This window comes from Nocardia sp. NPDC004604 (assembly GCF_040609795.1).
GTDB lineage: Bacteria > Actinomycetota > Actinomycetes > Mycobacteriales > Mycobacteriaceae > Nocardia.
In genome coordinates, this window is sequence record NZ_JBEXLC010000003.1 from 107051 (window position 1) to 120923 (window position 13873).

At 65.4% G+C, this 13873-nt stretch carries 14 protein-coding genes; 7 read left to right on the forward strand and 7 right to left on the reverse strand.

The window, feature by feature from the left end:
• Nucleotides 1–122: 122 nt before the first annotated feature.
• The 3 genes from ABZW16_RS02745 to ABZW16_RS02755 all read right to left on the reverse strand — a co-directional run bounded on the left by ABZW16_RS02745 (nucleotide 123) and on the right by ABZW16_RS02755 (nucleotide 4324).
• A complete protein-coding gene (locus tag ABZW16_RS02745; RefSeq protein ID WP_354951450.1) occupies nucleotides 123–2744 on the reverse strand; it encodes an AAA family ATPase in 2622 nt (873 codons plus the stop codon).
• A 127-nt stretch (nucleotides 2745–2871) separates the two neighbouring features.
• Entirely contained in the window at nucleotides 2872–3084 is a 213-nt protein-coding gene (locus ABZW16_RS02750; protein WP_354951452.1) for a hypothetical protein, read from the reverse strand.
• Nucleotides 3085–3316: 232 nt separating this feature from the next.
• Nucleotides 3317–4324: a LysR family transcriptional regulator gene (locus ABZW16_RS02755; RefSeq protein ID WP_354951454.1), complete on the reverse strand. Its 1008-nt coding sequence runs from the start codon at nucleotides 4322–4324 to the stop codon at nucleotides 3317–3319.
• Between the two features lie 87 nt (nucleotides 4325–4411).
• Here ABZW16_RS02755 and ABZW16_RS02760 point away from each other — a divergent pair, with 87 nt between their 5' ends.
• Nucleotides 4412–5746: an aspartate aminotransferase family protein gene (locus ABZW16_RS02760; RefSeq protein WP_354951456.1), complete on the forward strand. Its 1335-nt coding sequence runs from the start codon at nucleotides 4412–4414 to the stop codon at nucleotides 5744–5746.
• A gap of 7 nt (nucleotides 5747–5753) precedes the next feature.
• Here the strand turns inward: ABZW16_RS02760 and ABZW16_RS02765 are convergent, their stop codons facing one another.
• Nucleotides 5754–6095, reverse strand: a complete 342-nt coding sequence (locus ABZW16_RS02765) for a hypothetical protein (protein WP_354951458.1) — start codon at nucleotides 6093–6095, stop codon at nucleotides 5754–5756.
• Between the two features lie 89 nt (nucleotides 6096–6184).
• On the opposite strand from ABZW16_RS02765, the gene ABZW16_RS02770 reads away from it, so the two are divergent.
• The gene (locus ABZW16_RS02770) at nucleotides 6185–6349 is read left to right on the forward strand and encodes a hypothetical protein (protein ID WP_354951459.1); all 165 of its coding nucleotides are present in this window, start codon (nucleotides 6185–6187) and stop codon (nucleotides 6347–6349) included.
• A 14-nt stretch (nucleotides 6350–6363) separates the two neighbouring features.
• Here ABZW16_RS02770 and ABZW16_RS02775 read toward each other — a convergent pair whose 3' ends face one another.
• Entirely contained in the window at nucleotides 6364–7083 is a 720-nt protein-coding gene (locus ABZW16_RS02775) for a DsbA family oxidoreductase (RefSeq protein WP_354951461.1), read from the reverse strand.
• 254 nt (nucleotides 7084–7337) lie between these two features.
• On the opposite strand from ABZW16_RS02775, the gene ABZW16_RS02780 reads away from it, so the two are divergent.
• The gene (locus ABZW16_RS02780; RefSeq protein WP_354951463.1) at nucleotides 7338–8054 is read left to right on the forward strand and encodes a hypothetical protein; all 717 of its coding nucleotides are present in this window, start codon (nucleotides 7338–7340) and stop codon (nucleotides 8052–8054) included.
• Between the two features lie 9 nt (nucleotides 8055–8063).
• On the opposite strand, the gene ABZW16_RS02785 is transcribed toward ABZW16_RS02780, so the two are convergent.
• Nucleotides 8064–9014 (reverse strand): alpha/beta hydrolase, encoded by a 951-nt coding sequence (locus tag ABZW16_RS02785; RefSeq protein ID WP_354951465.1) that lies wholly within the window; start codon nucleotides 9012–9014, stop codon nucleotides 8064–8066.
• 49 nt (nucleotides 9015–9063) lie between these two features.
• Between ABZW16_RS02785 and ABZW16_RS02790 the strand changes: the two genes are divergently transcribed.
• A complete protein-coding gene (locus ABZW16_RS02790) occupies nucleotides 9064–9483 on the forward strand; it encodes a MerR family transcriptional regulator (RefSeq protein WP_354951467.1) in 420 nt (139 codons plus the stop codon).
• 200 nt (nucleotides 9484–9683) lie between these two features.
• Here the strand turns inward: ABZW16_RS02790 and ABZW16_RS02795 are convergent, their stop codons facing one another.
• Nucleotides 9684–10016, reverse strand: coding sequence for a hypothetical protein (locus ABZW16_RS02795; protein WP_354951469.1), 333 nt, complete (start codon nucleotides 10014–10016; stop codon nucleotides 9684–9686).
• A 407-nt stretch (nucleotides 10017–10423) separates the two neighbouring features.
• On the opposite strand from ABZW16_RS02795, the gene ABZW16_RS02800 reads away from it, so the two are divergent.
• Genes ABZW16_RS02800 through ABZW16_RS02810 form a run of 3 tightly spaced genes read left to right on the forward strand, consistent with a single transcriptional unit; the run spans nucleotide 10424 to nucleotide 13832 of the window.
• Complete coding sequence (locus tag ABZW16_RS02800; protein WP_354951471.1) at nucleotides 10424–11473, forward strand: helix-turn-helix transcriptional regulator; 1050 nt, start codon at nucleotides 10424–10426, stop codon at nucleotides 11471–11473.
• The gene (locus ABZW16_RS02805) at nucleotides 11470–12918 is read left to right on the forward strand and encodes a pyridoxal phosphate-dependent aminotransferase (RefSeq protein WP_354951473.1); all 1449 of its coding nucleotides are present in this window, start codon (nucleotides 11470–11472) and stop codon (nucleotides 12916–12918) included. The genes ABZW16_RS02800 and ABZW16_RS02805 overlap by 4 nt, the downstream gene beginning before the upstream one ends.
• Nucleotides 12915–13832, forward strand: a complete 918-nt coding sequence (locus ABZW16_RS02810) for a hypothetical protein (RefSeq protein WP_354951475.1) — start codon at nucleotides 12915–12917, stop codon at nucleotides 13830–13832. The genes ABZW16_RS02805 and ABZW16_RS02810 overlap by 4 nt, the downstream gene beginning before the upstream one ends.
• Nucleotides 13833–13873: the final 41 nt, after the last annotated feature.

Here is a 13873-nt window from a genome sequence, read left to right on the forward strand (position 1 = left end):
CAAAACTCACTGCGGAGCCAGGCTCACCAGCGCGAGTCCAATCAGACGGGGCATGACCTTCGCGCCCTCGACCGTCCGCGGCTCGTGCAGATGTTCGGCGGGGAAATGGAATGCGCGATCTGTCACCGTGGCCGCGGCGTACGTGGTCGTTGTGCGGTCCGACGGGGCCGCCTCGCTGCTTCCTTCCGGACCTCATCGATCTGGTCCCTGGGAACGAATCCGATGATGTCTTCGCGTGAAGTAATTGTCAGTTTCTGAAAGATCGCGGCCATCTGCGCGTCGATGGTCCGGCCGGAATTGCCTCGACGGGCCGCGATCGCGCTGTTCGTCCATCCCGCAGCGGCCAAGGTCGCGACCTGCTCCTCGGCTGCCGACAGCTCGCCCCAGTGTGATGGGGTGTTCTTCCGGGCGGGATGGTCCATCGCCAGCCTGCCGATGGACAGCGTCCCCAGCGCCAAACGCTGCACCTCGCGCAGGTCGGGACGCAGCAGGGAGCCCTGCCTATAGGCGGCGGCGAACGCATCGGGCGCCAACACGCTGCGGGCGACGTCGATCGCCTTTTTCGTTTCATCGGCGTAGAGCCCCAGATCGCCGAAATAGATACCCGACCCCGCTCGCAGCGTTGTGACCCCGCCGGCGAGTTGAGCGGTTTCGGTGGCCAATGCCCTGAGTTCGGCCTGGTCGGTGCCGCCGGCCGCAATCGAATTCGTAATGGACTGTGCCAGTGACCATATCCGGATGAACACAGCCAACGCCGCCCCCCAGTGGTCGCTCGCGGCTTCCTGGCGTGCCAGTGTTGCGCGCCCGAGAGCCAATGCCTCGGTGGGATCACCGTGTTTGGTCAACGCGATCGCCCACGTCATCTCTGCCCAGGTTATCGTCCACCGGTCTCCGGACGCGGTGGCATGATCGAGACCACGTCGGTTGATTTCCAGGGCCTGCTGAGCCGATCCTACGAAGCTCGCCGCCAATGCCTCGTGCCACTCGCTCCTCGCCTCGCCACCGAGATTGCCCAGGGCATGGAACTTTTCGCGGGCCCGGGCCAATACCGTGATAGCGCTCGGGTCTCGATGGGCCGCCATCAGTTCCACCCCCCACAAGACTTCGACATGCGCGGGGAGACCGATGTCGGCTTCCGGGGCCTGCCGCCAATTCTGTCGGATCTTCGGGTCATCGATGCAGGCGGCGGCGCACTCCTCGAGCATTCGTTCGGCGTCGTCGTTTCTGCCCTGGAGCAAGGCCAGCCACCCGCTCAGGGCCATGGCCACGATTTGGAGCTCGGTCGGTTCCGGGGTCAGCGTGCGGGTGGCCCGCAGCATGCGTTCGGACCACCGGCGTATTTCTCGGGGTGAACCTTTGTAGATGGGCAGGGCGATCAGACCTGTGCAAATTTCCAAACCGAGTGCCGGCTCGCCGGAGGCGAGGCTGGTCTCGATCGCGGTCACAATGTTGTCCCACGCCGCGCGCGCCCAGGCCAGCAGATCCCGCTCCGCGGGACTGAACCAATTGAGTTGCGCCGCAACGACTTTGTTCCGATAGTAGCGGAGATGTCGCTGTGCGAGCCGCGCCGGTTCGTCCACCTCGTCGGTCGAGCGTTCTTCCAGCCGCTGCTGGGCGAACACTCGAATGCTTTCCAGCAGTGAGTACCGCACCGCGGTCGGCGTGATGTGCCGGGTTACCAGCGACTGGTCGGCGAGACTCTCGAGCAAGCCCTCGACCTCCTCGGTTGCCACGCTCACTATGGTCTCGCCGTTTCCACGGTCGTGTCCGGGTGCCGGATCGTCGGCGCAGACCACTTCGATGGCTTCCAGGTCGGCACCGACATCCCGGGCCGAGATGATGTCGTCCTCGGGGTTGGTGTCGTAACCCGCCGCGAAGACCGACATTCGGTCCAGCAGCAGCCGCTTCTTGTCCTGGGCCAGGTCGTAGGACCAGGCGATGACATCACGAACCCCCTGATGCCGCGCCTCGGCCCCCATCCGGGGCCCATGCGCCCACCGCATCCGTCTGTCGGTCGCCTCACCGCTCAGTTCGGAAAGGACCACAGCCAACGGCCGCCGTGACAGCTGCGCCGCCGCCAACCGGATATACAGCGGATGGTTGTGCACATGACGACAAATCAGGCCGGCCGCAGCAAGCTGATCGGCGTCGGTGTCGATGATCGGATGATCGGTGAGTACGGCGCGCTGCCGGAACAGCGCCAGAGCTTGCTGTTGTGTCAGCGGGGGGACCACGACGAGATGTTCGTCGACCCACCCGATCGCCTCGCGGCTGGTCGCCAGGACGGTCAATCCCGGAACCGCCTCCAGCAACTCCGTGATCAACTGTCCGGCGCCCGCGAGGACGTGCTCGCAATTGTCCATCACCAGCACCGTCTGCAGATTTCGTCCCACCGCGTCGGTCCTGGTCAACGTGTCGACCAGCGCATCCCACCCAGATCTTTCGGAGAAGTCGGCACCGACCACCGATTGCGCGGCCTCGTCCAGAACCGCGGCCGCATCCGAGTTCTTGGCCAGCCGCGCCAGCCGCACCCAATACACCGGCGTAGGCCCGGCCCTGCCGAATCGGCGCAGGACCTCGGTCGCGAGTCGTGTTTTCCCGATCCCGCCCGAGCCGATCAACGTGACCAGCCGAGCCGAACCCAGCAGCAAGCTGCTGATCTTGCCCAGCTCCGGATCACGACCAACGAAATCTCCCGTTGCCGCCACCAGATCCTCGGCGTGTTCTCGGCGCGTCGCCGACATAATGCCGAGGGTAGTCGCCCGAACACGCTGCTGGTCGCCCGATCACCGCAGATCGCCGCGGAGCTGGGCATCAGCGATCAGGCTGGCACACCGCTCGATGATCGGGCTCGGGTGTGTTGCTGATGGTTCACGCCCATAGTCGGCGACACGGCAAGGGCGGCCAACTGTCGCTGAGGTCGGCGTCGATCGTGACGGTCGCCCCCACCTTGTGCGCGGCAGCGGCGAACCGGTCGGCCACCGCCCGGATGTCTTGGAAGTCCAACTCCAACGCCGGACACCCGAACCGAACCCGAATGTGGCACAGGTCCCACTGCCAGGAGCCCATCCCGTTCATCGACATGTCATTTCCAGTCGCGTCCGCTGGCCGGGCAGCCCGACCCGAGTTGGCGCGGATCGGACATCTCGTACTCGGTGGCCGGCCACTACCCCGAGCACGTGTCATGGTGCTGGTCACTGTCTTGGCGTCGATCCTTCCGGCCATGAAACCCACAACCTGTTGATAAGCAATGCTCGGCGATTAGGCGCGGCGCCACGCATCAGCAGATACCTACGGATCTACCTATAGCGGCTACCTAGACAGGGGGCTGGAGACGCTCAGCCCGCAATACGCGCATTCGATCGTCGAACTTCGCAATGCCCGGCGTGCGATCGCGATGCTCGAACGAGGACTCGGCGACTATCCCCGAGACGCGGGTCAGCGATAGGGAGGTCTGGCGTAGGGCATCGAGGACCAGGTTGACGGCGGCGCGTGGGGGCGCGCCGCGGCGGATGACGGCGGTGATCGTGCGGGTGACGGGGGTGGCGAGTTCCCGGGTGGTGACGCGATAGCGTGGGTCGACGGCCAGGCCGGGCAGTAGGGCGATCGAGAGTCCGGCTTCGACATGTTGCAGCGTCATCATGTAGTTGCTGAAGCGGCAGACCACGCGCGGTTCGAAACCGGATTCGCGGCAGAGCCGCGTCGCCAGATTTGCCATATAGGACTTCGGCATATCGAAGGCCCACGGCTCGTCGGCGTAGGCGGCGAGGTCGGCGGGTCCGCGGGCGGACCGGCCGGGTGGCAGCACGAGCACGATCGGGTCGGTGGCCAGCGGCACGATATCGACATCCGCGCCGAGCGGATGTTCGACGAAATCGGTTGTCGTAATGATGATGTCGGCATCACCGACCCGCAGCGCGGGCATGCTCGCGTGCGGTTCCAGCTCGACCAGTTCGATGTCGAGGTGCGGATGCGTATGTGCCAGCTGCGTCACCGCGGGCACACACAGCGAGTGGATGGCGCTCTGGAACGCGCCGAGCCGGACCTGTCCGACCGGTTCGTCACCGAGGCTGCGCAGTTCGGCCTCGACGCCGTCCATTTGATCGAGGATCGCCCTGGCCCGGCGGGCCAGCATCAGCCCGGCGGGGGTGAGCCGAACCCGGCGGCCCGTGCGTTCCAGCAGCCGGGTCTTGGTTTCGGCCTCGAGCACGGCGAGTTGCTGCGACACGCTGGACGCGCTGAGGTTGGCCGCCTGCGCGACCGCGCGGACGGTGCCGAGGGAGTCGAGTTGGCTGAGCAGCCGCAGCCGCCAAGGGTTCAGCACGTCTCCATTCTTGTGCGGCTTTGCCGAACAGTACAGCCGGAATTGTGAGATGGACGTGATGCTCGGCCCGGCCCTACCGTCGCAGATATGGCTGCTCCCACCTCCGCATCACTGTCCACCGACGACTTCTGGGCCGACGCCGACCGGCATCTCGTGCGCTACGCGGGTGCGGGCGACTTCACCCGCGAGATCATCGCCCGCGCCGAGGGCAGCTTCCTGTACACCGAAAGCGGCAGGGAGATACTGGATTTCACCTCGGGCCAGATGAGTGCGATTCTCGGACACGGACATCCGGATATCGTCGCCACCGTGGGCCGCCAGATCGGTGAGCTGGACCATCTGTTCAGCGGCATGCTGAGCCGCCCGGTCGTCGACCTCGCCCGCCGCCTGGCCGAGACTCTGCCCGAACCGCTCGCAAAGGTGCTGCTGCTGACCACCGGGGCAGAGTCGAATGAGGCCGCGATCCGAATGGCCAAGCTGGTCACCGGAAAACACGAGATCGTCTCGTTCGCCCGCTCCTGGCACGGTATGACGCAGGCGGCCGCGAGTGCCACCTACAGTGCGGGCCGCAAGGGCTATGGCCCCGCCGCGCCGGGCAATTTCGCCATCCCGGTACCCAATTCCTATCGCCCGGACTTCACCACCGCCGATGGCGAACTCGACTGGCGTCGCCAACTCGATTTCGCCTTCGACCTGATCGATGCCCAGTCGGTCGGCAGCCTGGCTGCCTGCCTGGTCGAGCCGATCCTCAGCTCCGGCGGTGTCGTCGAACCGCCGCCCGGCTACTTCGCCGCGCTGCGGGACAAGTGTCGCGAACGCGGCATGCTGCTCATCCTCGATGAGGCACAGACCGGCCTGTGCCGTACCGGATCCTGGTACGCCTTCGAACGCGACGGCGTCGTGCCCGACATCCTCACCCTGTCCAAGACGCTCGGCGCCGGGCTGCCGCTCGCGGCGGTGATCACCAGCGCCGAGATCGAGCAGCGGGCACACGAGCGTGGCTTCCTGTTCTTCACCACCCACGTATCGGACCCGCTGGTCGCCGCGGTCGGCAATACGGTGCTGGATGTGCTCATTCGCGACGGTCTCGCCGAGCGTGCCGCCGCGCTCGGCACCTACCTGCGCGGTGGTCTCGAGCGAATCGGCGAGCGGCACAGCGTCGTCGGCGATATCAGGGGCCGTGGTCTACTCGTCGGACTGGAACTCGTTCTCGATCGCGAAACCAAGGAGGGCTCCGATGAACTCGGCGCGCTCGTCACCCGCCGCTGCCTAGAACTCGGCCTGCATATGAATATCGTCCAGCTCCCCGGCATGGGCGGCGTCTTCCGCATCGCCCCGCCGCTGACCGCCACCGAAGACGAACTCGCCCTCGGACTGTCCATCCTGGACGCGGCGATCGGCGACGTCGTCGCGCGGGGCTGATGCCGGATCAGCTGCCGTTGACGCTGGTGGTGAGCCGGACCACGACCTTGTCGCTGGTGACCTCCGGCACCGTCACGCTGAGACCGTCGGCGGGTTGGGTCTGCCCGGCCGGGATGCTGACCTCCTGGCCGCCCACCTTCAGCGTGACCGTATTGCCGTTCACCGCAACGAGTTCGGCATCGATACCGAGCACATTGGCCTTGGCATTGACGCCGCGGGTGAAGGTGACCGTGCAACCGCTGACCTCGCACTCGGACTTATAGCCGGGCCCCGAGGATGAGCACGCCGTCGCGGCGAGCGGTGTGAGCAGGGCGAACGCGGACAGGGCGAGCATCCGTTGCACAGGCATGCGGCCCAGTGTAGGGGCCGTCACATCGGCCGCACATCGCTCGCGGTCCGTGCGATGGCGCGAATCATGGCGCGGACTATCGTGGAGACGTGGGCGTTATCGGTGAACTGTTCCCGGGTCAGAAGCTGACCGACGAGGGGAGCGAGGACAGCGATGGTCAGACGCACCGGCCACGCGTCGAGATCGATCTCGACGCGGGTGTCGTGCGCCTCGGGCCCATCGCGCCCTCGACCACGGACGAACCGAGTGAATAGCGCTGTCCCGCAGCTCAATTGCGCGCAGGCAGCGCACATCCGTCCGGACCGCAGACCTCGGCCCCGCCGATCGTCGCGATAACGGGTTCGCGATCCGCCCAGGCCTTGTCCAGAACTTGGGCGAACACCTCGGACGGCTGGGCACCCGAGACGCCGTATTTGCGATCGAAGACGAAGAACGGAACGCCGGTCGCCCCGAGTTGGGCGGCCTCTCGCTCGTCGGCGCGCACCGCATCGGCGTAGGCATTTGGATCGGCGAGCACGGCACGCACCGCCGACTCGTCGAATCCGGCCGCGACGGCGATCCGCACCAGACGCTCGTGATCGGCGAACAGTGACTGCTCTTCGGCGAAATTCGCACGGTAGAGGGCATCGAGCAGGTCGTCCTGTCTGCCGTCGGCCAGCGCGAAGTGCAGTAGCCGGTGCATATCGAAGGAGTTGCCGTAGTCGCGACCTTCGGTCAGATAGGGCAGTCCGATTTCGGCGGCTTGCGCGCCGATGCCGCGCTCATTGGCCGCCGCCTGCGCCTCGCTGATGCCGTATTTGCGGGCGATCTTCGCGATGACCGGACCGGATTCATCGGTGGGCAGGGTCGGATCCAATTCGAACGAGCGGTGCACCACCTCGACCTCGGAGCGGTGCGGGAAATCGGTCAAAGCCTGCTCGAACCGCTGCTTGCCCAGGTAGCAGAATGGGCAGTTGATATCGGTCCAGATCTCGACCCGCACGGTCATCCTCGCTCTCGTTCGAACCCCCGGGTTTGGCAACACCTCGGCTATTGCATCTGTTCCCAGTCAGCGGGTCATCGGCGCCCAACGATCGCATCGATGACTCCGGTGCCGGAGGCGAACGGCGGCGTCACCACCGACCGAGGTTCCCACTGGAGGTGAGTTCGCGCCGAGTCCCAACGATCTTCGACACCTAAGCTGAGCTCATGGAGCAGCCGAACTCCTCCAGAGCCATCGCATCTCGACGCACAGCCGCTCTGGTGAGACCGACGCAAGGCCGCGCCGCGGAGCTGATCGAGCTCCGGGCGCAGCTCGGACCGCTTCGATGTTATTGGGGCCACATAGTCGCCGCGATCGGCAGCACGGCGACCCTCATCCTGCTGTTCCAGTCGTGGATCACCGCAAAGGGGCCCGACGGCACGGTCGCCGCCAATGCCTTCGGCCGACTCGAAATAACCAGCAACTACCTGAACATCTGGTCGCAAGCGAAGCCCAAAACCCCGCCGCTCACCGGCCTCTGGGCCATCCTCGCTGGCGCCGCCATCATTATCGCGCTCTGCGCCATCGTGCTGAACATCCGCCTTCGCAACGAGATTCTCGCCCGCCTGACCACGTTTTCACTGGCGTGTGCCGCACTTTTCGTGATCCTCTGTTTGATCTATCTCAATGGCAAAGGCGCCGAACTCAAGGCCATGACCGGTCGGACCTATGACCTGGGCGGCAGCGTCGGACAGATATTGAATTGGGCTACCGGCAGAGGCAAACTGCCCATCCCGGGCACGGGTACCTCCAACTACTCATCCGCCGGACTCACGCACTGGGGATATCTCGCGGTGGTGACCTCGCTCGTTTCGACTATGGCTGCCGTCGCCCAATGGCTGCTCGTGCGTCGCGCGGCCGACAATCCGGTCCGTCTGTCGTTGCGTATGCCCATTGTCATTTCGCGGGCACCATCGAACCGTGACATCACCACGTGACGCAATTCGCTACCTGGTGAATGCCTTCCGCAGCGCCGTCGCGGCATCGAGTCGTGCTCGCTTGCTGGCGTCGAAGGGGTGCCGGACGAATTCGTGGATCATCCCCGGATAGCGGGTGACGGTGACCGCGACCCCGGCCTCATCGAGCTGCTGACCGTACTGTTCGCCCTCATCGCGCAGCGCGTCGTATTCAGCGGTGATGATGAGCGCCGCGGGGAGGTCGGCCAGGTCGGTGGCCAGCAGCGGAGAGACCTTCGGGTCGAGTTTCTCCGCCTCGCTGTTGAGGTAGCTGTCCATGAACCAGAACTGGGCATCGCGACTGATATTGCCGTACTTGCCCGCATACTCGCGGATGCTGAAATTCGTTCTGCGGAAATCGAGATCGGGATAGATCAGCAGTTGGAAGACCAGTGCCGGACCGTTGTCGCGTGCCATCCGCGCGACGACGGCCGCCAGATTTCCCCCGGCGCTATCGCCGCCGACGGCGATCCGGGTGGCATCGACGCCGATGTTGGCCGCGTGTTCGGCGACCCACTGGGTCGCGCCGAAGCAGGCGTCGGGTGCCGCGGGAAACTTGTGTTCCGGCGCCCGCGGATAGTCGACGGAGACCACGACGCATTCGGCGCCATTGGCCAGACTGCGGCACAGGCCGTCGTGGGTGTCCAGATCGCCGAGCATGAAGCCGCCGCCGTGGAAGAACACCAATGCCGGGAAGGGGCCCTCGCCGTTCGGGGTGTAGATGCGGATCGGTATCGGTCCGTTCGCGCTCGGGATCGTCCGGTCCTCGACCTGGGCAATGGGCTCCGGTTCGCCGAGTAGGGCGATCTGGCGCCGCCACCCTTCGCGCGCCTGCTCCGGGGTGAAGGTGTGCACCGAGCCGAAATCGGCGCGGGCGAGTCGGTCCAAGTAGGCCTGAACCTGGGGGTCCAAGGCGATCTGGTCTTCTTTTGTTTCGCTCATGCGCCTATCGTCTGACTTGAAGTCCGCTTCAAGTCAAGGAGTAGATGTGATGGAGCTCGATATCGGGGAAGTGGCCGCGCGGTCCGGGCTGGCGGCGTCGGCGCTGCGGTACTACGAGAAGCGCGGTCTCATCGAATCCGCGGGCCGAAACGGTTTGCGGCGCACCTACCGTCCTGAGGTGCTCGACCGGTTGGCGCTCGTATCCTGTGCTCGTGCAGCGGGTTTCACGCTCGCGCAGATCGCACGATTTCTCGTTGCCACGCCCGCGGACACCGAACTGCGCGGCTATATGGCCGCGAAGGCCATGGAGCTGGATGCCGATATCGCCCGCCTCACCCGCATGCGCGACAGCCTCCGCCATGCCGCCACCTGCACGCATCGACCGTTGGTCGAGTGCCCCGACTTCAAGCAGACCTTCGGCGACACCCGATCCGAACCGGCCCTGGCCGGCCGCGGGGGCGGGTCGTAACCGATACCCGAGCGCGCGTATATGCGGCGATACGATGTCGCCGACGATCCGCGTGTCGCGCGAACCGCACGAAAGCCATACTCCACCAAGCACTTTCGGCGTTCTCGTTGGTGAGAACAGGGTCCGGCGAGTGGTACTCGCCGGACCCTGTTTCGGCGCGACGTCAGGTGGCGCCGACCCCTCCGCGGCGCCAACCGCCGTTACGCGGCCGGTGTGGTCGGTACCGCGATGCGGCAGTTGGCTCCGGACTGGCGCCGGTCGCGTTCGAGGATGCGGGCGTGCAGCAGGACGACCGCCTGGGCCAGTTCGAGGCCGAGATCGGCGGCGCGCATGGCCGCGATTTCCATGGCCAGCAGGTAATCCTCGGGATCCGGATCACTCAGGGTCTCGTCGAGCACCATGCCGGTGATGGCCTGCTCACGGGTGAGCAGTCGGCCCGGCAGCCAGCTGAGGATCCAGCCGTCGCCCGTGTAGCGGGCAGTCTCGGGGGTGATGTCACTGGTGATCAACCAGTCGGTCGGTTCGAGCGTCATGACCCCTCCCTTGGTCGATCGAAACCACCTGTCCCGGAAGAGGTTCCGAATCAGATGTGGCGCTGACAACAATGCTATGGATCGCCACTTCGGGATGTCAACTAAGCATAGATGCTATCCAATGATATCTTTCAATCAATATTGCTTAGATTCAAGCAGATTGGGTGAAATATGTCCGAGTTATGTTCTTTGAGAGCGAGGTTGAGTGACGTAATGCCATTGCGGATGAAATTGCACCGACGATACCGAGGCTGCCATGCGCAATATCCGTCCGTGCGTACGGTTTCCAGCGACCGCTCAGGAAACATCCATTGTTCGAATCGGCGTCCGGCTTCGTAACGTGACTATGATGACGACGGATGACACATCGTGGGCATTAGGATCCGAGCGCAGGATGGAGGCGCGACATGGCTGGCTCTGGGCCGGACGGTGAGCAGGTAGGGGATCTGGTCCGTCGGCTCCGCACCGAACGCGGGTTCACCCAGGCCGCGCTCGCGGCCAAGGCGAGTTGTTCGCGCAGCCTGATCCAGCAGATCGAGAACGGAACCCGGGTGCCGCCGCTACCGCTGCGTGAACGTCTGAGCCTCGCGCTCGGCCAGGAATTGCCGACCACCGACGGTGTCACCGATGATCTGGCCGGCGGCGCGTACCACGATCTGCGCATGCGATTCAATGTCCTACTCGGCAAGGACCCTGAACTGGTCGAGCGGGCAATCGGCATCGCGGGCAGCCTGATCGATGCGACCGGTGCGCGGGAGGAGATCGAACCGCTGCGCATGATTGCGGATCGGCAGTTGGAGCGGGCCGAGGAGATCCTGGCCCAGATCCCCTCGCGCAGCGCGACGGTGTGGGAATGGAATACCGTGAGCGACTGGTTGATGATCCTCGAACAGGCCAAACAGTCCGTTCGTGCGATCCACACCGCCGACCTGGGCACCATCGGCGGCGATGTCGGCGATGACTATCACGCCGCGATCCTGCGGCTGGCCGACAACACCCATCCGCCCCGAATCGATGTGAGACGCATGTATGTCCTCGACACGATCGATGACGTATGGCCCTATGACGACAAACTATGGAAGCAGGCGCGTTCGGGAGTGGAGAGCGTGCTGGTCAAGCGCGAGCATGCACGCAATGCGCAGAGCATGCTGGTAGTGGACGAAAAGTACGTCGCCGTAGGTGAATACGACTATTCCCGGCAGGCCCGCGTCGCAACCCGGTTCTCGGCCTTGAAGCACGATGTGGCGTTCGCGGTGCGCCGGTTCGAGCGCCTCTACGAACTCAAGGTCGCCGGTTCGGGCATCGTCGTCAACGACATTGTCGCCGCACCGTCGCTGGCCGCCTTCGAACGCCTGACCGATGGCGACTGCCGCAGGCTGTTTCGTGCGGCGCTGGAGCAGAGTTGGCGCGAGATGACCGCGCCGGGGGAGTCGCCCGTCGAAGGCGAGGTGCCGTGACTCGGCTGGCTGCCATCGATGGGCTGCCATGGCAGCACCCGGCGCCGAGTCTCGCCGCTCGCACCAACCGCTCGGAGGTGCGTAAGCGGGAAGTGCGCCGACACCTGGGCGCACGGCCACAGTTCGCGGGTGCGGACGACCGGATGTATTCGGATGTCATCGACGCCTATCACGGTGAGACCGGTCTCGCGCTGGCCGAAAACGCCGTCACCGCACTGGATCTGGCTTGGCGCGAGCTGCTGCACACGCAGCCGCCGGATGAGTACACCGACGGCACGCTGTATCACAAGCGGCAGCCGCTGGTACTGCGAGAGTTGGCGGCGCACAAGCTGTTCGGGCGGCTGTCGGAGCCGGTCGACGGTGTGCCCGGAGTGCGGGTATCGCCCGAGGAGGTCATTGTCTGCGCATACTCGAGCACCATGCTGCTCGAGGAGGCGGTCGCGACCCTGGCCCGTCCCGGTGGTGTCATTGTGTATCCGGAAGGCCTGTACAAGAGTTCGGGTATCCACGTGGAGAAGTACGGTCTGCGGATGCAGGCATGCCCGGTCGCACCGGATGACTCCTTCAAGATCGACCCCGAGCTGCTGGCAGCGTGCCTCGACTACTTCGCCGAGCGCGGCGAGCTGTGCGGGGTGCTGCTCACCCTGCCCGGAAATCCGGTATTCACCGAGTATTCGGCCGAGGAACTGCTGGCGATCGGTCGAGTGCTGCTGGCGCACGGGGTGCCGGTGATCTGCGATATGGCCTTCGATTGCATGGTGGCGCAGCATATTCCGATCGCCGCACTCGAGATACCCACCGCCGATGGCGTGCGGCGGCTCTACGACCAAGTGCTGACCATCACCGGGAACTCGAAGGGCTACAACGCTTTCGGCCCGTGCAAATTGGGCGCTGCGTGCTCGGGCAATGCCGAATGGCTTGCCGAGGTTCGGGAGCGGCTCACCATTTCCTTCCAGCGCGAGTCCACGCATCTGGCGCGAGCGATCGTCGAGCACACGCCAGCGGATTATTTCGCGCGCAATCGCGTGCGCATGCTCGAACAACTCGACCGCGCGCACGGCCATATCACGGCCATCAACGCTCGATTCGGTGCGAAAGTCATGCGGCCACTGGGCAGTCGGCAGGGCATGTTCCTGACCGTCGTCTTCGACGACGCGCTGCTCGACCAGGTGTGTGTCGCGACGAGCGCGGAGCTGGAGGATCTGCTGCTCGCCGGCGCGGGGATCGATACCGTCGCGCTGGACCGGACCGGATCCGAGCGACTCGGCGTGCGGTTCAATGTGCTGGCGCCGCGCAAGGCGCCCGGCCGCGAGTCGGCCGATCTGGTCGACGAGCTGTTCGACCGGCTCGAGCAGTTGATCCAGGAGATCCGGGAGGGGCTGACCTATCCCAAGGTATTGGCCGAGCGTGGTCTACCGATTCTGGAAGGCACTCCCGCACGATGATTATCGGAGTGCTGCGGGAGACGGCGGTCGAGGAGCGGCGCGTCGCACTGATCCCCGACGATGTGCGCCGGCTCGCGAGTGTGGATGTCCTTGTCGAGCGCGACGCGGGCCGATCGACCGGGTTCAGTGATGCGGACTACCGCGGGTCCGGCGCGCGGATAGTCGAGCGGGCAGAGGTTTTCGCGCGCTCCGACCTTGTGGTGTGGGTGAAGCCTCCGGCATATCCGCTGGATTCGGTGCGGTCCGGCACCACCCTCATCGGATTCCAGGACCCGCTGCATCGTCACGATGTGATCGCTGGACTGCGGGCCCGCGGCATCGAATCCATTGGCTACGAAACCGTTCCGCACTCGCGCCCCGAGATCGATGCCCTCTCCGCCATGAGCCGAATAGCCGGTGAGGTCGCCTATGCGCAAGGCCGAGAGCTGCGCTCGGCTCAGGGGGCCGTGCACGCCCTGATCCTCGGCTGCGGACAGGCCGGACTCGCCGCCATCGCCGTGGCGGCCGCACACGACGACGTGCCGACCGCGCTCGGCAACCGCCCCGATCAGGAGTCCGCGGCAATCCGCCACGGTGCCAAGACATTTCTGCCGAATCCGGCCGGGCTGCTCGCACACCTCGCCGCCGAACCACCCGACCTGATCGTCTGTGCTGCCGTACATCGTGGTGCCCGGGGCCCGCTGCTGCTCGATGGCGCGGCTCTCGACATACTGCGCCCCGGCACGGTGATCGTCGATCTCGTCGCCAAATCGGGTGGCAACTGTGTCGCCACCGTGCTGGACCGCACCGTAACCCTGCCCAACGGCGTCATCGTCACGCACCGATCGAATTATCCGACGCTCCGTCCGCTGGAAGCGAGCCTCGCCTACAGTGCGGCCACCGCCGCCCTGCTGAAGACCCGTTTCGTGGGTTGAAAACCTTAGCGCGGCCGAACTCACCACGGAAGCCGCTGTCG

What these genes read in the sequence shown, in the direction of transcription:
- ABZW16_RS02795 (WP_354951469.1), bottom strand. Translation starts at nt 10,016, where the DNA reads ATGACGCTCGAACCGACCGACTGGTTGATCACCAGTGACATCACCCCC.
- ABZW16_RS02750 (WP_354951452.1), bottom strand. Translation starts at nt 3,084, where the DNA reads ATGTCGATGAACGGGATGGGCTCCTGGCAGTGGGACCTGTGCCACATT.
- ABZW16_RS02760 (WP_354951456.1), top strand. Translation starts at nt 4,412, where the DNA reads ATGGCTGCTCCCACCTCCGCATCACTGTCCACCGACGACTTCTGGGCC.
- ABZW16_RS02785 (WP_354951465.1), bottom strand. Translation starts at nt 9,014, where the DNA reads ATGAGCGAAACAAAAGAAGACCAGATCGCCTTGGACCCCCAGGTTCAG.
- ABZW16_RS02790 (WP_354951467.1), top strand. Translation starts at nt 9,064, where the DNA reads ATGGAGCTCGATATCGGGGAAGTGGCCGCGCGGTCCGGGCTGGCGGCG.
- ABZW16_RS02765 (WP_354951458.1), bottom strand. Translation starts at nt 6,095, where the DNA reads ATGCCTGTGCAACGGATGCTCGCCCTGTCCGCGTTCGCCCTGCTCACA.
- ABZW16_RS02775 (WP_354951461.1), bottom strand. Translation starts at nt 7,083, where the DNA reads ATGACCGTGCGGGTCGAGATCTGGACCGATATCAACTGCCCATTCTGC.
- ABZW16_RS02800 (WP_354951471.1), top strand. Translation starts at nt 10,424, where the DNA reads ATGGCTGGCTCTGGGCCGGACGGTGAGCAGGTAGGGGATCTGGTCCGT.
- ABZW16_RS02810 (WP_354951475.1), top strand. Translation starts at nt 12,915, where the DNA reads ATGATTATCGGAGTGCTGCGGGAGACGGCGGTCGAGGAGCGGCGCGTC.
- ABZW16_RS02745 (WP_354951450.1), bottom strand. Translation starts at nt 2,744, where the DNA reads ATGTCGGCGACGCGCCGAGAACACGCCGAGGATCTGGTGGCGGCAACG.